This is a genomic window from Allostigmatella hybrida, from assembly GCF_020103775.1.
Taxonomy (GTDB): domain Bacteria; phylum Myxococcota; class Myxococcia; order Myxococcales; family Myxococcaceae; genus Hyalangium; species Hyalangium aurantiaca.
Genome location: NZ_JAHXBH010000023.1, coordinates 65,491 through 85,411, shown reverse-complemented (window position 1 = coordinate 85,411; position 19,921 = coordinate 65,491). Strand labels below are relative to the sequence as shown.

Annotated in this window: 21 protein-coding genes and 1 pseudogene; 21 read left to right on the top strand and 1 reads right to left on the bottom strand. The window is 69.2% G+C overall.

Going from position 1 to position 19,921, the window contains the following annotated elements; genetic code table 11:
- The first annotated feature begins 87 nt into the window (after window positions 1–87).
- The 11 genes from KY661_RS27520 to KY661_RS27470 all read left to right on the top strand — a co-directional run bounded on the left by KY661_RS27520 (window position 88) and on the right by KY661_RS27470 (window position 12,667).
- Window positions 88–738: a Crp/Fnr family transcriptional regulator gene (locus KY661_RS27520; protein ID WP_075008134.1), complete on the top strand. Its 651-nt coding sequence runs from the start codon at window positions 88–90 to the stop codon at window positions 736–738.
- Window positions 739–1,494: an MBL fold metallo-hydrolase gene (locus KY661_RS27515; protein WP_075008135.1), complete on the top strand. Its 756-nt coding sequence runs from the start codon at window positions 739–741 to the stop codon at window positions 1,492–1,494.
- Between the two features lie 50 nt (window positions 1,495–1,544).
- Entirely contained in the window at window positions 1,545–2,396 is an 852-nt protein-coding gene (gene accD, locus KY661_RS27510) for an acetyl-CoA carboxylase, carboxyltransferase subunit beta (protein ID WP_075008136.1), read from the top strand.
- Between the two features lie 11 nt (window positions 2,397–2,407).
- Entirely contained in the window at window positions 2,408–3,721 is a 1,314-nt protein-coding gene (locus KY661_RS27505) for a bifunctional folylpolyglutamate synthase/dihydrofolate synthase (protein ID WP_225413042.1), read from the top strand.
- 9 nt (window positions 3,722–3,730) lie between these two features.
- Window positions 3,731–5,008 carry an alpha/beta hydrolase gene (locus tag KY661_RS27500; RefSeq protein WP_225413041.1) on the top strand — a complete coding sequence of 426 codons (1,278 nt, stop codon included), beginning with the start codon at window positions 3,731–3,733 and terminating at the stop codon, window positions 5,006–5,008.
- Window positions 5,009–5,092: 84 nt separating this feature from the next.
- Window positions 5,093–6,448, top strand: coding sequence for an AMIN domain-containing protein (locus tag KY661_RS27495; RefSeq protein WP_225413040.1), 1,356 nt, complete (start codon window positions 5,093–5,095; stop codon window positions 6,446–6,448).
- Window positions 6,449–6,505: 57 nt separating this feature from the next.
- A complete protein-coding gene (locus tag KY661_RS27490; protein ID WP_225413039.1) occupies window positions 6,506–9,055 on the top strand; it encodes an LPS-assembly protein LptD in 2,550 nt (849 codons plus the stop codon).
- 86 nt (window positions 9,056–9,141) lie between these two features.
- Window positions 9,142–9,492: a helix-turn-helix domain-containing protein gene (locus KY661_RS37620; protein WP_075008140.1), complete on the top strand. Its 351-nt coding sequence runs from the start codon at window positions 9,142–9,144 to the stop codon at window positions 9,490–9,492.
- A 144-nt stretch (window positions 9,493–9,636) separates the two neighbouring features.
- Window positions 9,637–11,160 (top strand): hypothetical protein, encoded by a 1,524-nt coding sequence (locus KY661_RS27480; RefSeq protein WP_225413038.1) that lies wholly within the window; start codon window positions 9,637–9,639, stop codon window positions 11,158–11,160.
- Between the two features lie 86 nt (window positions 11,161–11,246).
- Window positions 11,247–11,939: a TetR/AcrR family transcriptional regulator gene (locus KY661_RS27475; protein WP_225413037.1), complete on the top strand. Its 693-nt coding sequence runs from the start codon at window positions 11,247–11,249 to the stop codon at window positions 11,937–11,939.
- The gene (locus tag KY661_RS27470; protein ID WP_075008143.1) at window positions 11,894–12,667 is read left to right on the top strand and encodes an enoyl-CoA hydratase/isomerase family protein; all 774 of its coding nucleotides are present in this window, start codon (window positions 11,894–11,896) and stop codon (window positions 12,665–12,667) included. Before KY661_RS27475 ends, KY661_RS27470 begins: the two co-directional genes overlap by 46 nt.
- Window positions 12,668–12,671: 4 nt before the next feature.
- Here KY661_RS27470 and KY661_RS27465 read toward each other — a convergent pair whose 3' ends face one another.
- Window positions 12,672–13,586: a M23 family metallopeptidase gene (locus tag KY661_RS27465; protein WP_225413036.1), complete on the bottom strand. Its 915-nt coding sequence runs from the start codon at window positions 13,584–13,586 to the stop codon at window positions 12,672–12,674.
- A 231-nt stretch (window positions 13,587–13,817) separates the two neighbouring features.
- Here KY661_RS27465 and KY661_RS27460 point away from each other — a divergent pair, with 231 nt between their 5' ends.
- From KY661_RS27460 to KY661_RS27410, 10 genes and pseudogenes are all read left to right on the top strand, one after another.
- The gene (locus tag KY661_RS27460; RefSeq protein ID WP_225413035.1) at window positions 13,818–14,303 is read left to right on the top strand and encodes a hypothetical protein; all 486 of its coding nucleotides are present in this window, start codon (window positions 13,818–13,820) and stop codon (window positions 14,301–14,303) included.
- A gap of 13 nt (window positions 14,304–14,316) precedes the next feature.
- Window positions 14,317–15,081 (top strand): endonuclease/exonuclease/phosphatase family protein, encoded by a 765-nt coding sequence (locus tag KY661_RS27455; protein WP_225413034.1) that lies wholly within the window; start codon window positions 14,317–14,319, stop codon window positions 15,079–15,081.
- 159 nt (window positions 15,082–15,240) lie between these two features.
- Window positions 15,241–15,702, top strand: coding sequence for a phage holin family protein (locus KY661_RS27450; protein WP_075008147.1), 462 nt, complete (start codon window positions 15,241–15,243; stop codon window positions 15,700–15,702).
- Entirely contained in the window at window positions 15,692–15,907 is a 216-nt protein-coding gene (locus KY661_RS27445) for a DUF3618 domain-containing protein (protein WP_225413033.1), read from the top strand. Before KY661_RS27450 ends, KY661_RS27445 begins: the two co-directional genes overlap by 11 nt.
- Window positions 15,908–15,961: 54 nt before the next feature.
- Window positions 15,962–16,162, top strand: coding sequence for a hypothetical protein (locus KY661_RS27440; RefSeq protein ID WP_075008149.1), 201 nt, complete (start codon window positions 15,962–15,964; stop codon window positions 16,160–16,162).
- 34 nt (window positions 16,163–16,196) lie between these two features.
- Window positions 16,197–16,628: a hypothetical protein gene (locus KY661_RS27435; RefSeq protein ID WP_075008150.1), complete on the top strand. Its 432-nt coding sequence runs from the start codon at window positions 16,197–16,199 to the stop codon at window positions 16,626–16,628.
- A 50-nt stretch (window positions 16,629–16,678) separates the two neighbouring features.
- Window positions 16,679–16,951 carry a YtxH domain-containing protein gene (locus KY661_RS27430; protein WP_075008151.1) on the top strand — a complete coding sequence of 91 codons (273 nt, stop codon included), beginning with the start codon at window positions 16,679–16,681 and terminating at the stop codon, window positions 16,949–16,951.
- A gap of 172 nt (window positions 16,952–17,123) precedes the next feature.
- A complete protein-coding gene (locus tag KY661_RS27425; RefSeq protein ID WP_225413085.1) occupies window positions 17,124–18,023 on the top strand; it encodes a hypothetical protein in 900 nt (299 codons plus the stop codon).
- A gap of 191 nt (window positions 18,024–18,214) precedes the next feature.
- A pseudogene (gene sitA5, locus KY661_RS37920) lies at window positions 18,215–19,564 on the top strand (SitA5 family polymorphic toxin).
- Window positions 19,564–19,914 (top strand): DUF2019 domain-containing protein, encoded by a 351-nt coding sequence (locus KY661_RS27410; RefSeq protein ID WP_225413084.1) that lies wholly within the window; start codon window positions 19,564–19,566, stop codon window positions 19,912–19,914. The pseudogene sitA5 and the gene KY661_RS27410 overlap by 1 nt, the downstream one beginning before the upstream one ends.
- The last annotated feature ends 7 nt before the right edge of the window (window positions 19,915–19,921 follow it).

Sequence of the window (19,921 nt, the reverse complement as noted above, 5' to 3'; positions counted from 1 at the left end):
GCGGACTTCTACCGGCAAGGGCCCGCCTTGTCTTGCCAACAGTGAAATTTGACCCCAACGATGGGGACTGGTTGACTCGGAATCCAGATGGGCGCCGAGGAAACCCTATTTCAGCGGTTCGGACAGGAATTCCCCAAGGGCACGGTCCTCTTCCAAGAGGGCGAGCCTGGCAAGGACATGTTCGTCTTGCAGTCCGGGAAGATCACCATCTCCAAGAAGGTGCGCGAGGTGGAGAAGCACCTGGCCGTGCTGGGCCCGGGCGAGTTCTTCGGGGAGATGGCCATCATCTCCAACAAGCCGCGCAACGCCACCGCCACGGTGACGGAGGACGCGAAGCTCCTGGTCATCGACTCGAAGACCTTCGAGGGCATGATCCGCGGCAACGCGGAGATCGCCGTGCGGATGATCAAGAAGCTGGCCGAGCGGCTCTCGGAGATGTCCGCGCAGATCGAGAACCTGATGCACTCGGATCCCGCCAGCCGGGTGGTGCACCAGATTCTCCACGCCTGCCAGTCCCGGGGGCGCCCCGTGGAGGATGGCCTCGAGGTGGACTTCAACCCGCGCGAGCTGCCCCAGCAGCTCGGGGTGGGCGAGCCGGCGATCCGGCTCATGCTCAGCCGCCTGGAGCGCTCGGGCCTCGTCGAACGCAAAGGTGACAGCCTCATCGTGTATGACACGGCCCGGCTGCACGACTTCCTCCAGTATCTGGAGATGAAGTGGAAGTTCGGAGACCTCTAGGTGAAGCTGAAAGTCCTCGGCTGTCACGGTGGCGAACTGCTCTCGTGCCGGACCACCTGCTTCCTCGTCGACGAGGTGCTCGCGCTGGACGCGGGCGCCCTGACGGGCACGCTCACGCTCGAGCAGCTGTGCAAGGTGGACGACATCCTCGTGGGGCACAGCCACTTCGACCACACCAAGGACCTGCCGCTCTTGGCGGACCTGGTCATCGGCCGTCGTGAGCACCCCGTCACCATCCATGCCTCGCGGGAGTGCGCCCGGGCGCTGCGCCACTCCATGTTCAACAACGAGCTGTGGCCGGACTTCACGCGGATTCCCACGCGCAAGGCGCCCGTGCTGCGCATCAAGACGTTCCGCGCGGGCAGCACCTTCCAGATCGGCCCCTACACGGTGCAGTCCGTGCCGGTGAGCCACCCGGTGGAGTCCTGCGGCTTCATCATCTCCCGGGGCAAAACGGCCGTGGCCATGAGCGGGGACACCGGCCCCACGGACCGGCTCTGGAAGGCGCTCAACGCGACGAAGAACCTCAAGGCGCTGCTGGTGGAGACGAGCTTCCCCAACGCCCTGCAGCAACTGGCGGACCTGTCCGGGCACCTGACGCCGCAGACGCTCCAGACGGAGCTGGCCAAGTTCAACCGGAATGGGGCCGAGGTGCTTTTGTACCACCTCAAGCCCGCCTTCGTGAGCCAGCTCAAGCGAGAGCTGGCGGGGCTGCCGGTGGAAATCCTGGAGCTGGGGGACAGTTTCGAGTTCTGACGAACCAGGGGTTGACGCGCGGGCCCAGCCGGATTAACCCCGGCCCTCCCATGGCCTGGTTCTCCAAGAAGCCCCGTATCGCCGCCCGCCAGGAGCCCGCCGAGGAGCAAGCGCCTTCTCGAATGCAGGGCCTGTGGGCCAAGTGCGAAAACTGCGACGAGATCATCTACCGGCAAGAGCTGGAGAAGAACATCATGGTGTGCCCGCACTGCGAGCACCACCATCCCTGGCAGGCGCGCGCCCGGCTGGCGGGACTGCTCGACCCGGACAGCTTCGAGGAGTTCGACAAGGAGCTGGAGCCCCAGGATCCGCTCGGGTTCAGCGACTCCAAGAAGTACAAGGACCGGCTGAAGTCCACGCGCAAGAACCTCGACGAGAATGACGCGTTCATCTCCGGCGTGGGCCGCATCGACGGCACCCCGGTCTCGGTGGGCTGCTTCGTGTTCGAGTTCATGGGCGGCTCCATGGGCTCGGTGGTGGGCGAGAAGGTGACGCGCGTCTTCGAGCGTGCGTACGAGCTGAAGTACCCCGCGATCGTCTTCTCGGCCTCGGGCGGCGCCCGCATGCAAGAGGGCATCTTCTCGCTCATGCAGATGGCCAAGACGTCCGCGGCCATCGCCCGCTTCCGCAACGGCAACAAGCCCTACGTCTCCGTGCTGCTGCACCCGACGACGGGCGGCGTGGCGGCCTCCTTCGCCTGGCTGGGGGACATCATCCTCGCCGAGCCCAAGGCGCTCATCGGCTTCGCGGGCCCGCGCGTCATCGAGCAGACCATCCGCCAGAAGCTCCCCGAGGGCTTCCAGCGCTCCGAGTTCCTGCTGGAGCACGGGATGATCGACGCCATCGTGCCGCGCAAGGAGATGCGCTCGCGGCTGAGCCAGCTGCTGCGCATGGTGGGCTGAGCCCTCGCGGAATGCCGCCGCGCACGCCGCAAGAGGCGCTGGGGTTTCTCGCCGGGCTCAACCCGTCCGGCATCAAGCTGGGCCTGGAGCGGGTGCGCGAGGCGCTCGCCGCCCTGGGCCACCCGGAGCGGCGCTTCCCGTCGCTCCACGTCGCGGGCACCAACGGCAAGGGCAGCACCTGTGCCTTCGCCACCGCGGCCCTGCGCGCCGCCGGACACCGGGTAGGGCTCTACACCTCGCCCCACCTGAGCTGTGTCAACGAGCGCTTCCAGGTGGACGGGGCGGACATCTCCGATGAGGTGCTGGGCCAGCGCATCCTGGAGGTGCTGGCGCGCTACCCGGAGGCCGCGCACACCCCCGCGCCCCTCACGTACTTCGAGTTCGCCACGGTGGTGGCGCTCTGGCACTTCGCCCAGGAGGCCGTCTCGGTGGCCGTGATGGAGACGGGCCTCGGCGGGCGCCTGGATGCCACCAACACCGTCTCGTCGCTCGTCACGGTGATTACCCCCGTCTCCTTCGATCACATGGAGTACCTGGGCAACACCCTGGAGGCCATCGCGGGCGAGAAGGCGGGCATCCTCAAGCCGGGGGTTCCCGCAGTGATCAGCGCGCAGGAGCCCGAGGCGTGGCAGGCGATCCTCCGCCGGGCGGACGCGCTGGGGGCGCCGGTGCTGCGGGAGGACAGGGACTTCTCCCTGGAGGCGCAACCGGACGGCACGTTCACTTACCGGGGGCCGCGCTACCGCCCCCTGGAGGGCCTCTCGCTGGCCCTGAGGGGCCCCCACCAGCGCCAGAACGCGGCGGTGGCCCTCGCCGCGCTGGAGCAGCTCGATGCGCGGGGCCTCGTGGTGCCCGCGGAGGCGGCCCGGGCGGGCCTGGCCTCCGCGCGCTGGCCGGGACGGTTGGAAGAGCTGGGCAGCCGGCCGGCCGTGGTGCTGGATGGGGCCCACAACCCTGCGGGCATGAAGGTGTTGCTTGCCTCGCTGGATGCCCTGTATCCGGGCCGGTTGCTTCACGCAGTGTTCGGCGTGGTGGGGGACAAGGACCGGGAGCCCATGATGCGGGGCCTGTTCCCCCGGTGTGCGTCCGTCCACCTGACCCCCTTGGACTCCCCCCGTTCCCTGGCGCCCGAGCGGTACCTGCACGAGGCCCAAGCCCTCTGTGGGGATGTGTATGCCCACGCTTCCCTGGATGACGCCCTGGCAGGCGCCAGGGCTCACGCGCAGGCGGAAGACCTCATCCTTTGTACGGGCTCTCTGTTCCTCATCGGGGCCATTCGCTCTCGGCTGATGAGAAACCTTGGCGCGATACAGCGGCAGTCATAAGTTTGAGACATGCGTCTCCCGGAAGATTGGAGAGTGGAGGCCTCGGGGCCGCGAATACCGACCGTCGACGAGGTCGACTTCCGGGCGCTGTATCAGAAGACGAATTACGTCGTTGAGACCGCGGACGGCTGGTCGCTGGTGATGACGCGGTACCGGCCGGTGAAGCAGCCCTTCCCGCAGCCGCTCTTCGGCGAGACGCTGCTCCTGGTCCATGGCTTCTCCCAGAACCGGCACGCCTGGACGAGCGGCCAGTTCGTCAAGAACCTGCTCTTCTTCGGCGTGGACATCCACATCCTGGAGCTGCGCGGCCACGGCAAGAGCTCCATCGCCTTCCAGCGCGAGCGCGCCCAGCGCTTCCGCCGGCCGCTGCCGCCGGACCTCGACTACGGCTGGGACATTGACAGCTACTTCCTCTATGACTTGCCCGCCGCCGTCTCGGGCGTCAAACGCGTCACCCGGCGGGACCGCATCTTCTACTGCGGCCACTCCATGGGCGGGATGCTCGGCTACGGCTATGCCGGCATCCACGATGACTTCGAGGGGCTCATCACCATCGGCTCGCCCGCGGACCTGGGGCGGGGCTTCTTCCTGCTGAAGGCGCTGGCGTTGAGCGCGCCGGCGCTCGCCGGACTGGTGGACGTGACCCTGGAGGGCGTGAACGCGCAGCGCAAGCTGAGCCACCTGGGCCTGTCCGCGCTGGCCCGCGGGGCGGGGTGGGTGAGCCGGGAGCTGGGCGAGCGCCTGTCCCCCCGGACGCAGCCCAACGCGGCGAGCTTCCAGTACGTGCCCGTGGACGCCTGGCTGAAGTACGCGGAGAAACAGCTCGCCCGCGCCGAAGGGCATGAGCTCTACGAGCGCCTGGCGGCCCGGATCAACCGGTTGAGCAACCCGGCCCGCGTGAGCGCCCAGGACATCCGCTGGCTGCTGCGCGAGGGCGGTGAGCGCGAGCCGCGCAAGGTGCTGGAGCAGTTCGCCCGGTGGATCCGGCGCGGGGAGATGGTCTGCTACCGCACCGACTACGACTTCAAGCGCGGCTTCTCGAAGATCAAGATCCCCATGGCCATCATCTTCGGGGACATGGATCCGCTGGCCTCGGTGGAGTCCACCCGGAGCGTGTACCGGGCGGCCCAGAGCGAGTACCTGCTGTGGCGCCCGGTGAAGGGCAACAGCCACGTCGAGCTGACGATGGGGCACGACATCCGGCAGATCTGCTACGACATCAAGAACCTCATCGAGTACGCGCGGACCCACCGCGCCCATGCGCCGGTGCTGCCACGGATTCGGTGAGCTTCCGGCAGACAGCAGCAATGGAAAATTGGAGCCCCGGGGGGCTTGCTCTACATTGACGCCCTCTCAAGAAGGGAATGGTCGATGAAGGCCTATGCGGTGGCCCTGCTGGGCTGGGTGTTGCTGCCCCTGTTCGCGTTCGCGCAGGAGAAGGCGGCACTGAACGCCATCACCCGGGTGACGGTGAGCGGTGGGGTGGTGGAGATTGCCGGCAGCCAGAAGCCGAACTTCACCACCTTCACCATGACGGACCCGCCGCGGCTCGTCATCGACATCTCGGGCGCGGTGCTCTCCGGCGTCCCCGAGGAGATTCCGGCCCGGGGCGGTGGGGTGACGGGGCTGCGCACGGCCAACTACGGCTCGGAGGCGACGTCCGTGGCCCGGGTGTTGATCGGCTACGAGCGGGACGTGGAGACGGACATCCAGGTGTCCGGCAACGTCCTCTCCGTCAAGGTGCTGGAGGAGGGCGGCCAGGCCGTGGCCCAGGCGCGGCCGTTCGAGCGCGAGCCAGCCCCCGCGGCGGGGACCGCCCCGGAGCCGCAGGCCGAGGCAACGCCCCCGGACACCGCGCAGGCCCAGCGCGAGGCCCAAGCGCAAGCCCAGGCGCAGGAGGCCCAGCGCCAGGCCCAGGAGACCGCCGCCGCCGCCGAGAAGCAGCGGCAGCAGGAAGCCGAGCGGCTCCAGGCGGAGGCCAAGCGGCAGGCCGAGACCGAAGCCAAGCAGCGAGAGGAGACGGCCCGGGCCCAGGCGGATGCCCGCAAGGCCGCCGAGGCCGAGGAGAAGCGGCGCCAGGCCGAGGAGGCCCAGGCCAAGCGCCAGGCGGAAGCGGAGGCCAAGCAGCGCGCGCAGGAGGACGCGCGTGCCCAGGCGGATGCCCGCAAGGCGGCCCAGGCCGAGGAGAAGCGGCGCCAGGCCGAGGAGGCCCAGGCCAAGCGCCAGGACGAGGCGGAGGCCCGGCAGCGCGCGCAGGAGGAGGCGCGCGCCCAGGCCGATGCCCGCAAGGTGGCCCAGGCCGAGGAGCGGCGCCGACAGGAAGAGGCGCGCGCGGCGCGTGTGGCCAGCGCCGAGCCTCCTGCCCGTCCGGTGGAGCGCGAGCCCGCGGCCACGCCGGGAATCTCCGCGCGGCGCAAGACGCTGGAGATTGTTGGCTTCCAACAGCGCGCTTCATCCTCGCGCGTGTACATCCGCACCAACGAGCGTGTTCAGTATAAGGTCTCGCAGAGCGACAGAGAGATCATCCTCGAGCTGGAGAACACGCAAATCGGCAAGGGCAACAACACCCGTGCGCTCGACACGTCCTTCTTCGATACCGCCGTTGCCCGCGTGGATCCCGTCGCGGGGCCTGACCGCTCCGTGCGCGTGTCCATCCGGCTCAAGGAGCCGGTGTCCGTCCAGACGCGCCAGGAGGGCAACACCATCTCGCTGGAGTTCCCCCGCTAGGCGAAGCACCGCGCCGCTTCGCCTGGCCCCCGCGGCGTCCGCCCGGGTGGATGGGCCATGAGCCTTCTTCTTCCGCTGACCCTCGCGCTGCTCGTGTCGGCGCAGACGCCCGCGTCCACCCCGTTCCAGCTCCCCAACGGGGAGACGGTCGAGGTGACGGCGGACCACGTCGTCTATGAGCCGGACCGCCAGCGGGTCACCGCCCAGGGCCACACCCAGGTGCGCACCGCCGGAGCGCTGCTGCGCGCGGACGCGCTGACGTACGAGCCGGGCGCGCGGAAGGTGAGCGCCACCGGCAACGTGATGTTCGTCAGCGGCGAGTTCGCCGCGGTGGCGGAAGCCGTGACGCTGGACCTGGAGTCCAACGAGGCCATCGCCCAGGGCGGCCTCTTCATGCAGAAGCGGAACGTCACCCCGGAGGCCCTCGCCACGGCGCAGACGCCCCAGCAGCTGCGCGAGATGGGGGAGACGCCCATGCTGATGCGCGGCACCCGCATCCAGCGCACGGACACCCACACCTTCGAGGTGGATGGAATCGCCTTCACCCCGTGCGCGTGTGGCAAGGACGCGCCCGACTGGCGCATCGAGGCCCAGCGGGCCTCCGTCATCACCGGCGAGCGGGCCATCCTCACCTGGCCGGTCATCTACATCCACTCGGTGCCGGTGTTCGCGCTGCCCTGGCTGTACCTGCCGCTGTCCGACCGGCGCACCGGCCTGCTCATGCCGCGCCCGGGCATCTCCAGCCTCAACGGCTTCAGCATCGAGCAGCCGCTCTTCATCACGCTCGGGCGCAGCTACGATGTCACCCTGTCGCCGGGCTACTACACGGGCGCCTCGAAGGAGACGCACGAGCTCGGCAACGGCACGCTCCGTGAGGAGCCGCGCTACCAGGGCATCCGGGGCCCCCGCCTGGTCACCGAGTTCCGCTATGTCCCCAGCGTGAACACCCGGGGCCGGGCGACGCTCGGCTTCCTCTACGACTTGCAGCCCCTCCGGGATCCGCGCACGGGGACCTTCTTCCGCCAGGGGAACGCGCCCCAGGGCGAGGCCCTCACCGAGGCCCGTGGGCTGCGCGGGGAGGCCTCCTGGCAGCACATCCAGGAGATGGGCCACGGGTTCTCCAACCGGGTGGAGGCCTCCCTCGTCTCCGACGGGTTCTTCACGAGAGACCTCGTCGCCGACGTCGTCGCCCGCGAGAACCAGTACCTGCGCAGCACCGCCTCGCTGTCGCACCGGGGGGAGAACCACTTCGCCGGGCTGGAGGTGGCCCTCCGCCAGGACATTCGCTGGGGCTATTCGTTCTTCCGGGAGGACCGGGTGCCCGCCGCGGCGGACCCCCTGCGGCCCGTGCTCCAGGGCCCTCGGACGTTCCAGAAGCTGCCCGCCCTCACGCTCTCGCTGCCCGAGCGGCGCCTGGGGGAGCGGTGGGTGGTGGGCATGCGCATGGAGTTCAGCCGCTTGTCCCCCCTGCGCTCGCGCTTCGGGGACGAGGGCGAGGATGGCCGCTTCGAGGCCTCCGGCCTCCAGACGGTGGCGGGACCCGAGGGCGCACCCCAGGGGCTGCCGGATCCGGCCCAGGCAAACGGCCTCTTCGATGCCTCGGACCGGGAAGCACGCGACCGGTTGGATCTCTTTCCCCGCCTGTCCACCTCCTTCGGGTGGGGGCCCTATGCCCGGGTGACGCCCACCGTGGCGCTCCGGCAGGACCTCTATGCCGGGGAAGTCTCCGGCCGTACCGCGCAGCGGGGCTACCCCCTCGCGGATCTCCAGGTGGACTCCGAGCTGGCCCGGAACTTCGTCCGGGGGGAGACCACCTTCCGCCACACCCTCATGCCCTCCGTCCGCCTGCGGTATGTCCCCGGCGTGTGGGGTGGGGTGCCGCCGCCGGGGGCCTCGCCCGGACGCCCCCCTCAGCGCTACGACGAGATCGACGCCGCGCTGCCCGTGGGGCCCGAGGGGGAGGACGAGGGCTTCCTGCACGCCGTGGTGGAGGTGACCCAGTCCCTGCAGCGCAAGCAGGGGCTGGCCGTGACCGAACCCCTGCGGTTGCAGCTGGGCCAGGGGTTTGACCTGACCCGTTACGCCCCCACCTGGCGGGGGGCAGGCAGGCAAGAGGCGCCCGTCCTGCGAGACACCTTCGGGCGGTTGCTTGCCCGTGTTGGTATTTTTGGCGCGGGGATCCTGGCCCGTTATGACACTCGGAGCACGCGTGTTTCTCAACTCAGCGCGGATTTCAGTGTCGACAATGGACGCGGGGATGCCCTGTATGCACGGTACGACGACTTGCTCGCGGTGGGGTCCGACCGGCTCCGCCGGGGGATCGACACCTTGGTAGGTCCGTCCTCGGAGAGCCGGGCGCGGGCCCAACTTCTGACGGCGGGCGGGCGTTTGACGCTCGGAATCGGGCTCGGTCTGAGGTACGAAGCGCTCGTACAGCCCCTCGTGCAGGAGCAGTCTCCGCTGACACAGCAGACCCTCGGTGTGTCTTATGGGCCGGATTGCGGCTGCTGGCGGCTCGAGGGCGTTGCCACGCTGCGGCGGGGCCAAAATCTGCCGGATTTCGGCTTCAATTTCAGTGTGGCCAGCTTCGGCGCGTTGGGGTCGTGAAGTTTGACGGGCAGAGGAATTCCGAAACGCCCCCAGTTGTTTTAATTACCCAGTTAAATTGTCTCAAACCGGAGGACAGGTTCTACGTGTCGGAACTCGGAAAACGTATCGGCCAACGCATCCGCGAGCTTCGCACGCAGAGACCGGAGCGGTGGACCCAGGAAGAGCTCGCTGAGCGGGCTCAGATCAGTGTGTCGTTCTTGTCCATGATCGAGCGCGGTGAGCGCGTGGCCCACGTGGAGACACTGGCCGCACTCGCCGGGGCGCTTGGCGTGAGCCTCGGGGAGCTGTTCGCGGGAACGGAGCAGTCCCTGGCCCAGACGGAGGATCTGCTCCGCCCGCTGTCGGACTTTGCCCGCGCACGCGGGCTGACGGCCCGGGATGTGGACCGCCTGTTGGGGGTGGCTCGGGCCATGTTCAACGGCACCGCGGCCTAAGCCCCCCCGTGGCGCCTTCCGCCGAGGCGCCGCGCGGGTGGCGCTGTTCTTGACTGGACGCAGGGCGGCCCAGGAAGATGGAGGACTGTTGGCTGTGCGTCATTTGGGCGCACGCCTCTTCCTCATCGACTGGAGACACCGCAGATGCGTCTGGGTCTGGCCTCATGCGTGGCGCTCGCGAGCGTGCTTTGGGTGGCCTGCGAGCCTCCTCCTCCCGCCACGCTGGAGTTCGTGGATCAGTCCCCGGCCCAGCCCCGGCTGGGTGAAATCACCACGGTGCGGTTCCGGGCCATCGACAGCCGGGGCATGCCCCAGGCGGGAAGCACGGTCTCCTTTCGCCTGCAGCCGGAGGTGCCGGGCGTCAGCCTGAGCCCCACCGAGGCGACCACCAATGTCAGCGATGGCATCGCCTCGACCCAGCTGATCGCCACCGGCCGCGTCGCCTCGGCGGTGGTGGTGGCCACCGCGGGAGACAAGACGGCGGTGAGCCCGGCGGTGAGCTTCGCGGGCGCCAATGCCCACGGCAAGCAGTTCACCTTTCAGTGCGGCGAGGTGGCCGGCAGCGCCTCCGGTGGCGTCCACGCCATCGGCGCGTATGACGAGACGCGTTACCTCATCGCCGGCGTGAAGCTGCGCTGCACCGCGCACGTGGCGGACCGCAACGGCGATGGCATCTCGGGGGCGCAGGTCTCCTTCATCACCGAGGCGGGCACCATCGGGCCGAGCAGCACCTCCACCACGGACGTGGTGGGCAACGCCCAGGTTCTCTACAAGACGTCCTACCCGCTGCCGGTGGAGACGGATCCGGGCACCTTCACCTGGAACCCCCCGAACGATGCCACCCACACGGGCGACTATCTGGCCCCGCTGTGGATGCAGCCCTTCATCTGGACGGCGAACCCCATCCAGGACTACGGCGCGCCCCCCGATCCGTCGACCCCCCGGCCGGAGCCCTTCCGCGCGGATCCGGTGCGCCCCAACCGCACCAACAACCCGCGCGACAACCTGGTGGCGATGATCGCGGTCACCACGGGCGAGGAGGGGTACGACGACAGCAACAACAACGGCCAGTACGACCCGGGTGAGACGTTCGTGGACCTCACCGAGCCGTTTGTCGACAGCAATGACAACGGGACGTGGGATGCCGGCGAGCGGTTCGTGGACACCAACGCCAACGGCCGGTGGGACGGGAAGAACGGCCTGTTCGACGCCAACACCCTCATCTGGGTGCAGGAGCGCATCCTGTGGACGGGCTGGCCGCACCCGCTGGACCGCCTGGATGCCCGGCCCATCGTGCGCCAGCTGTCTCCCTCGACGTCGCCCGTGGCGGTGGGCCACTTCACCACGGTGCTGTCCACCTTCCTGCTGTCGGACCCCTGGTTCAACAGCATCGCCCGCAACGCGAGCGGGGACGGCTGCAAGGGCGGCGCCATTGGCCCGGTGCTGGTGGAGCCGCTGCCCAAGGGGGTGGCCTTCACCTACCCGGCCTTCAGCGTGGAGACCTACACCATCCGGGACGCGCACGACCCGGTCACCGAGCCGCCGCCGTCCCCCTTCGTCCCGCCGCTCCCGTACGAGGTCAACGCCTCCTGCTCGTACACGGGCTCGCCCGAGGAGGGGCACGTGGTGCTCATCGCCGCGCCGCAGATCCGGGGCACGGTGCAGTAGCCGCAAACGGGGCTATTGACCGCGGGCCCCTGCCTCCGTAGGGTCTTCCACGGCTGATTTCTGAGTCAACGGGCCGTGGAGGACGTGTGAGCCAGCAGAGCAGCAAGGCCGTCGAGGGAGGCAGCCGGGAGGGAGAGCGCCGCAGGACCATCCTCCGGGCCGCCATCGACGTCTTCGCGCGCAAGGGCTACCACGGGTGCCGCATCGCGGATGTGGCGCGCGAGGCCGGGGTGGCCTACGGCCTCGTCTACCACTACTTCAAGAACAAGGATGAGCTGCTGGAGACCGTCTTCGAGACGGGCTGGAGCGGCTTCGTGTCGCGCATCCGCGCGGTGGTGGAGGCCGAGGGGCCGGTGGGCCTCAAGGTGCGCGGCATCACCGATGTGGCCTTCGAGGCGTACCGGGTGGACCCCCGGGCGGTGAAGGTGCTCATCGTGGAGATCGCCCGCAGCCCGGGCGGCCACGTGAACCGGCAGAACGCCTTCACGGACACCATCCGCATGTGCGCGGAGATGTTCGTCCGGGCCCAGGCCTCCGGCGAGCTGCGGCCCGAGGTGGATCCGCTGCTCGCCTCGGCGCTGCTCTTTGGCTCCATCGAGATGGGGCTCACCGCGCTGGTGCTGGGGCTGGTGGATCCGAGCGACACCGAGATGCTGGAGCGCGCCCGGCAGCAGATCGCCGGATCCTTCCTTCATGGTGTCCTCACGCAGGATGCCGCCGCCGCGGAGGAGTCATGGAAGAAGTCCGTTATGCGGTCCAAGAGCGCCAAGCTCTTGTGACCATCGACCGGCCGCGGGCGCGCAACGCCCTGTCGCCGGACGTCGTCCAGGGGCTGATGGAGGCCGTCTCCCGGGCGGAGGCGGACCCCGAAGCGCGCGTGCTGGTGCTCACCGGCGCCGGCGAGAAGGTGTTCTGCGCCGGTGGAGACCTCGGGCAGATGGGCGAGGGCGGCTTCCTGGCCACGCACGAGGGGCGCCGCGCCTATGCCCAGCTGCTGTCGCGGCTGCAGGGCTGCCGCAAGCCCACGGTGGCGCGCCTCAACGGCCACGCGCTCGCGGGCGGGCTGGGGCTGGTGCTGGCGTGTGACCTGGCGGTGGCCGCCGAGCACGTGGAGCTGGGCACTCCGGAGATCGATGTGGGGCTCTTCCCCATGATGGTGATGGCGCTCTTGCAGCGGCACCTGGGGCGCAAGCGCGCCCTGGAGCTGGTGATGACCGGCGACCGGCTGTCCGCGCGCGACGCCGTGGCCCTGGGGCTCATCAACCGGGCGGTGCCCGCCGCGGAGCTGGATGCGGCGGTGGGCGCGCTCGCGGGCAAGCTGGCAGGCAAGAGCCAGGCGGTGCTGGCGCTCGGGAAGAGGGCCTTCCTCACCGCCGAGGACATGCCGTTCCCCGTGGCCCTGGAGTTCCTCGCCTCCCAGCTGTCGCTCAACACCCTGGCGGAGGATGCCGCCGAGGGCATCGGGGCCTTCCTGGCCAAGCGCGCCCCGGAGTGGAAGGACCGCTGAGCCCCTACGGCGCCGGCGTGCTCCGGGGCGGGGGCGCGGAGAAGAAGTTCAGCTTGAGCAGCGTCTCGCCATCCACCCAGAGCTCGCCGGCCTTCACGCCCCAGTGCAGGTGCGGGCCGGTGACGCGGCCCGTTTTTCCCACCTTGCCGAGCAGCTCGCCCTGCCGGACCTTCGCGCCCACCTTCACGTCGATGCGCGAGAGGTGGAAGTACGTGGTGTAGAGCCCTCCGCCGTGGTGGAGGATGACCGTGTTGCCCGCGCTGTAGTTGTCGCGCGTCATCACCACCACGCCATCGTTGGCGGCCTGCACGGGCGTGCCCGGATCCCCGTCGATGTCCGTGCCGAAGTGCTGGCTCTGGAGCTTGCCGTTGAAGGAGCGCTTGTCGCCGTAGGGCGCGGTGATGCGGTCCTGGCGCGGCCACGCGAAGTTCTGGGCGATGAGCAGCGGCCCGAGCGCCTGGGAGAAGGCGGTGGCGAAGGCGGCCTTGTCCTCGGCCATCCGGGCCTTCACCGAGGCGGGCGGCTGGACGTACTTGCCCGCCACGCGCAGCTGCCGGTCCGGGTAGGCGGGGTCCACCACGTCCAGCGTGCCGGTCAGCTCCACCGGCTCCTTGCCGGAAGGCCCGAAGCCCAGCACCTGGATGGCGGCGGTCCCCGGCGTCAGCTCCACCGGAAGCCCGGAGATGGCCTGCCAGCCGCCGGTGGCTTCGTAGAAGCGCAGCGCGCGCCCGGCCAGGGTGCCGGTGGGCGTCCCGTTCAAGCCCCAGACGGTGATGAGCACCGGATCCCCCGGCTTCGCCGTGCCGGGCTGAATCGACAGGCTCGGCTCCGCCCCGGCGCGGCCCGCCCCCAGGCTCAGGAGGGCCAGGAGCAGGGACAGGGCAGGGGACCAGCGGCGGGCAGGGGAGAGCGGCGGCATAGGGGTGGCTCTATAGCGGGAAACGGCCGACCCTGCTCCCTTCACGCGGGGACTTGACGGGCCGCCCGCCCATCCCCAGGCGTCCAGCGAGGAAAGGGAATCTGTTCACCACTGGGAAGCAAACTGGTCGAGGAGCGAACGTCCAGGCGTTGGGAATAGGGCTCGACATTCCGTGAACCCGGACGTCTGCCTAGCTTTTGGAGCGGACCATTCAGCCAGGGGGATCGCAGCATGCCTCGTTCATACAGCTATGATCATTTTCAAGTGCCGGCGGCCGAGCCTCGCAGCAGGGCGCTGCGCCGCGAGGACAAGCAGCACTTCGCGGACTCGCACCACGTGAGCCCTGGCCAGGACGGTGGCATTCACTACGGCAAGAGCCACGCGCAGACCGAGGAGATCCTCAAGGCGCGCGCCGCCGAGCCGCGCCATGAGAAGAAGAAGCAGGAGGCCGAGGAGGAGCAGGCCCCCGCTCAGATGAAGGCCGAGGCCCTGCCGCCGCCGGTCAACCGCAACACGGCCCCCATTGGGGCCTTGCCGATGACCGAGGAACTGCCGCCGCGCCGGCGCCTGAAGGACCTGCTCGACGAGGCGACGCGCCAGGTCGAGGCCATCCAGGGGGGCATTGGCGACGTGGTGAAGGCCGCCCAGCGCCTGGCCTCGCTTCCGGGGGAGGCGGTCCGTCTGGCCGCGCGCCGGTTGAACCCCATCGAGGGCTGAGGACGCCGGGCCCGTGGAGCTGACCCTCGTCTCGTACAACATCCACAGCGGGATTGGCACGGATGGGCGTTTTGATCTGCACCGGGTGGGCGAGGTGCTCCGGGAGATCCAGGCGGATGTCATCGCGCTGCAGGAAGTCGGCGACTTCCGCAGCGTGACGCCCCGCGAGGATCAACCGGAGCACTTGGCCGACATGCTGGGCCTGCACATGGCCTTTGGCCCCAACGTGGTGAAGTCCGGACGCCGCTATGGCAACGCCATCCTCACCCGGTTGCCCATTCTCCAGTCGAAGAACTACAACCTCAGTGTCCCCGGGCGCGAGCCCCGGGGCGCGCTGCGGTGCGACCTGGACCTGGGCTCTGGCAAGCCCCTGCACGTCTTCTGCCTCCACCTGGGGCTCTCCATTGGCGAGCGCCGCCGGCAGGAGCGGCTGTTGCTGTCGGCGGACATCCTCCAGGATGCGGCGCGCAAGGACCCGGTGGTGGTCTGCGGGGACTTCAATTACTGGGGCAACAAGCCTGTGCCGGCCCTGGTGCGCCAAGCGATCCACGACGCGGCCCTGGAGCTCGACGCCCCCGCGAGGACCTACCCCTCGCGGCTGCCCATGCTCCGGCTGGACCGCATCTTCGTGGACTCGGGCGTGCGGCCCTTGGCTATCCGGCCCCACCGGTCGTCGCTGGCCAGCGTGGCCTCGGACCATCTGCCCTTGGTGATGCGCTTCGAGGCCCCGGTGGTGTCCGTGGCGGAAGTGCCGGCTCCCGTGCAGCTCATCGGGTAGGGGGGCGGAGAACATGCCGTCCTTCGGCGGCGTTGGTTGAATGGCCAACGCTCTTCGTCTGCTGGACACATTCGTTTGTGACGGGGTTGTCGCAGCGGGTGCATATGCCTAGGTTGGCTTCCGCCCGTGGGGACGACACGCGCGTGGTTTGGAGAACAGATGAACGTGGGCTCGGAACAGACGGACCGCGGCATTTCCGCCCTTGTCGGGCGGATGGCCGATGGGTTCAGCCGCCTGGTGTCCCAGCACCTCACGTTGGCGCGCATGGAGATGGCGGAGGATGCCAAGGCCATGGGCAAGGACGTGGCCCGCATCGCCGCGTTCGTGCCCTTCATCCTCGTGGGCTACCTCTTCGTCTGTGGCGCCCTCGCCGCGGTGCTTGCCCGGTGGTTGGGCGTGGCCGGGGCGCTGGTGACGGTGGGTGTCCTCAACCTCATTGGCGGGGGCATTGGCATTCACCGGGCCATCTCCCGTCTCCAGGGCCGGCAGGTCATGGATGACAGTGCCCAGGAACTCTCTCGCAGTGTGGCGGCGCTCGGTGGGCCCGGCACCCAGGACACCGAGGCCTCGCCCGCTGCGGCGTCTCGACCCATGTTGAAGGAAACTCCGCATGCCCAGTAATGGTCCTCCCAAGACCGAGCCTCGTAGCCCCGAAGCCCTGCGCGCCGAGATCGAGCGCACCCGGGCCGAACTGTCCACCTCCGTGTCCGCGCTGCGCGAAGAGGTGGCCGCCGCCGTGGACTGGCGTGAGTGGGTGCGCACCCATCCGATGGCGGCCGTGGGCGCGGCCTTCACGCTTGGCTTCCTGCTCGGCCAGCGCCGCTGACCACTTCTTTCCACCGGACTTCAGTCCCATATTCGCACGAAGGAGAAGGCTTCCATGGAAATCAATCCGCAGCAGATTCAGGACCGTGCCCGTGAGCTCCAGGACCGCATCGTTCCGCAGATCGACGAGGCGCGCCGCAACCTGGTGGACTTCAACACCCGCGCGGTGAGCTTCATCCGGGCCAACCCGGGCACCTGCCTCATCGGCGCCATCGCCGTGGGCTTCCTCGTCGGCCGGCTCGCCTCGCGCCGCTGAGCCGTTCCTTCCTCGACCTACCGGGAGCACAGTCATGACGACCTTCCAGAGTCCTCAGAACAACGGCACTGCTGGCAGCACCGACAACAACGGCTTCGGCCAGCGCGTGGATCAGATCGGCGTGGACGCCCAGCAGCTGTGGAGCGATGCGCGCAGCGCCGTCACGGGCCTGTCCGAGACGCTCGACGTCCGCGGCCGCGTGGATCGCAACCCCTACGGCATGGTGCTGGCCGCGGTGGGCGTGGGCTATGTGCTGGGAGGCGGACTGTTCACGCCGCTCACCGGGCGCATCCTCAAGCTCGGCGTGCGCCTGGCGGCGCTGCCCTTCGTGAAGGACGAACTGCTGGGCATGGCCGAGGCCGCGCTCCAGGGCTTCCAGACCGGCCAGGCCAACGTCAACGGCCAGAACCCTTCCGCGGGCATTGGCGCCGCGCCCCGGACCTCCGGTCCCGGGAGCATCAGCTGATCCGTCGCACGGCCTCACACCCTACACCCCATTACCTGGAGATCTGATCCATGTTCACCGCCAGAGACCTCAAGAAGCTCGAGAAGGACGACCTGCTCAACCTCATCGGGCTCGAGACCCGCAAGGACACCGCGGACTACCTGCTGCCCGCGCTGGGCGCCTTCACCGTGGGCGTGCTGCTCGGCGTCGGCGTGGGCGTGCTGCTGGCCCCCAAGCCGGGCCAGGAGCTGCGCACGGACCTGCGCAACCGGTTCCAGAGCGGCCAGGACGCGGTCTCCGGCGCGGTGGGCCGCGTGACCGAGGGCGTCACCCGCAACGCCTGATCCGGACCGCATCCAGGTCCAACGCCCCCTGAGCGCGGAAGCGTGCTCGGGGGGCTTTTCATTTCCGGGTACACTCGCCCCCATGCCGCCGAAGGATGGACCCTCCCGCCCCCGACGCCCGCGCCCGCCCGCGAGGGGGCTCGTGGATGCGCGCAGGGACACGCCCCGGGACATGCCCGCCCTGGAGGCGGCCCCAGAGGGCGTTGGGGACGGCCCGGGGGACGTGCTCTCCCGGGTGCGCGGCCTGGAGACGCTGGAGCCCGCCTATGAGGCCTGGCTGGCGCTGCGGGCGGAGCATGGCGCCACGCGGGCGCGCTTCCGGGAGGAGCGCGAGCGGTTGGATCAGCAGGGCAGCTTCCTCTTGGGGGCCGTGCGGGCCGCGGGCCTGACGCCCGAGGCCGGGGAGGCCTCCGCGCTGGCGTCCACGGGCGGCGAGGGCTTCCTGGGGGAGGCCCAGGGGCGGTTGAGCGAGCGGCGGGCGCAGCTGGAGCGCCAGGAGACGGAGGCGGAGGCGCGGTACCAGGAGGCGTTCGCGGAGCTCCGCGCCACGCTGGTGAACCGGGTTCAGCGCTTCCTGGAGGCCACGCGCCCGCGGCTCCAGTTGCTCCTGCGCAAGGTGGATGCACAGCGCTCCATCCTCCACGTGACGCGCGTGGGCGCGGACGAGGCCGTGCTGCTCTGCTTTCTGTGGGCCGGGCGCATCCCGTCCCGCTACGGCTTTCTCTTCGATGACTCCACGGAGGATGTCGCGCTGCCGCCGCCCGTCCTGTACGCGGAGGAGGGCGTGGCCCCAGACGGCATTCGTCCCAGCGCCGCTGCCCTGGAAGCATGTCTGAGGGCGCCCGGGGCGGTGGTGCCCCTCAAGGGTTTCCTGCCCATCTTCATCCCGAGGCCCGGAGGAGGCGAGGACTTCTTCCGGCTGCTGCAGCGCGGGCCCGTGATGGAGGTGGAGGTGGCCGAGGGCGGCACGTTCCGCAGCTTCCTGGCACGTGAGGAGGCGGAGCGCTTCGCGGGCCACCTCCTGCGGCTGAAGCTCGCGGGGAAGATCGACCTGGAGCTGGAGGCGGGCTGAGCGAGCGCGAAGCTCGCGAGTTCCTGCTGGAACCCCTGGGAGTGAGCGTTTCGGTGGGGAGCATCAGCGCGGTGGAGAGACGCGCCATCGCGATCTTGAGTGTGGAACGAGGATGGAACCCGGATCGTGATCGTCTCCGGGGTGACGTTCCCGTAAGTGTGTGCTCGTCACGGTTACCAGGAGCGTTCCGCATGCGGCCAGGGTGGTGGATTCCCCTCCTGCTGGTCCTCCTCACGGGATGCAGCAGCACCCGGACAGTGGTGCGCCTGGACACCGGCCGTGGCTCGCCCCTCATGTTCACCCCACGCTCCAGTGCCCATCCGGTAGAACTGGACGAGGACGACTTCGAGCAGGCCTTGGACGCGTTGGCCCGCGCCGTGCGCCCGTCCACACGCCCCCAGGAAACCGCCAGGCGGCTGTTCGAGGTGGAGCCGCGCAGCGGCTCGTACTTGTATGACCCTCGCACCCGTCGCGTCACTCCGCTGGGACCGGGCAAACACCTGGAGGGCGAACAACCCGCGGCAGCGGTGGAGTTGACACGCGCTTATCTGCGCTGGTGCGAGCGCACGAACAAGCCCGGCGATTGCCTACGCCTCTTGGTGGAGAATCCTACGGTCACCGGGGATGGACGTTACGCCCTGGCCATGGCGCTGGCCCAGGGCGCCGTGTTGGACGAGATGATGGACGCCTTCAAGGACATGGCCGACCCCCAGGCCATGCTCACCACCGTCCTATGGACGTAGACCACGTACATGATCCTGCTCACGGTGCCCGAACCCTTCTCCAAAGGGCTCGCCGCCGTGATGACCTCCACGCTCATCGCCTACGTAGGGATCGACACTTTCTGGAACCTCATCGTGGGTTTCAAGCGGCTGGTGGTAGCAGCGGACCGGGCCACCACCTTTGACGAACTGCGCGTGGAGGGGGAGCGCTACGGCAAGGTCATGGGCCGCAACGCGGCGCGCGCGTTCGCCCTGTTGGCCACGGCCGCCATTGGGAACATGGCGCCAGGGTTGGCCGCGAAGGTGCCAAAGCTCCCCGGTGCTGCGCAGGCGGCGGTGCAAGCCGAAGCTCAGGTGGGCATCAGGCTCGCAGCGGTTGGGGCAGTGGAAACAGTCACCGTGAGTGCCGAAACCATCACCATCGCCCTCGCGCCCGGCGCGGTGGCCATGGCAGCCAGAGGCACGGGCGGCGGCACCTCCGCCAAGACGCGTCCCACGGGCTACAGAGCCTGGGGATCGTTCAGCGGATTCAAGAAGGCCCTGGGCCCGGCGGGCCCAGGGCAGGAGTGGCACCACATCGTCGAGCAGACCCCGGGCAACATGAAGCACTTCGGCCCCCATGCCCTCCACAACACCGGGAATATCATCCCGCTGGACAAGATCCTGCACACCGACGTCAGCGCGTTCTATTCGTCGATTCGACGCGATATTACCGGCTCACCCTTGACCGTGCGGCAATGGTTGAGCACGCAATCCTATGAGGCCCAACGTGACTTCGGGTTACTGGCCATCAAGAACATCGGGAAAGGGCTCTGGTGATGAAGTTGGAGGATCTTGTCGAGCAGTTCTCCCAGAACGTGGCCGCGCAGAACGAGGCCATCTTCCGGGGAGACGCCAAGACCGGGAACAAGCACGCCAGGAAGTACGGTGCCGCCGTCGATAAGCTCCTGGCCCACGGCAATGCTGGACGTGACGCTCTCGCCGTGCTGCTCAAGCATGAGCGAATGGACGTGCGCGTGATGGCTGCCGCGCATCTGCTCCGTTACCGGACGGCCGAGGCCAAAGCGGTCCTGGAGGAAGCAGCCAAGGGACAGGGGCTGGTCCCGTTCGGAGCGCAGCAGGCATTGAAACGCTGGGAAGAAGGAACCTGGGCGCTCGATCCAGGGTAGCCCAGCG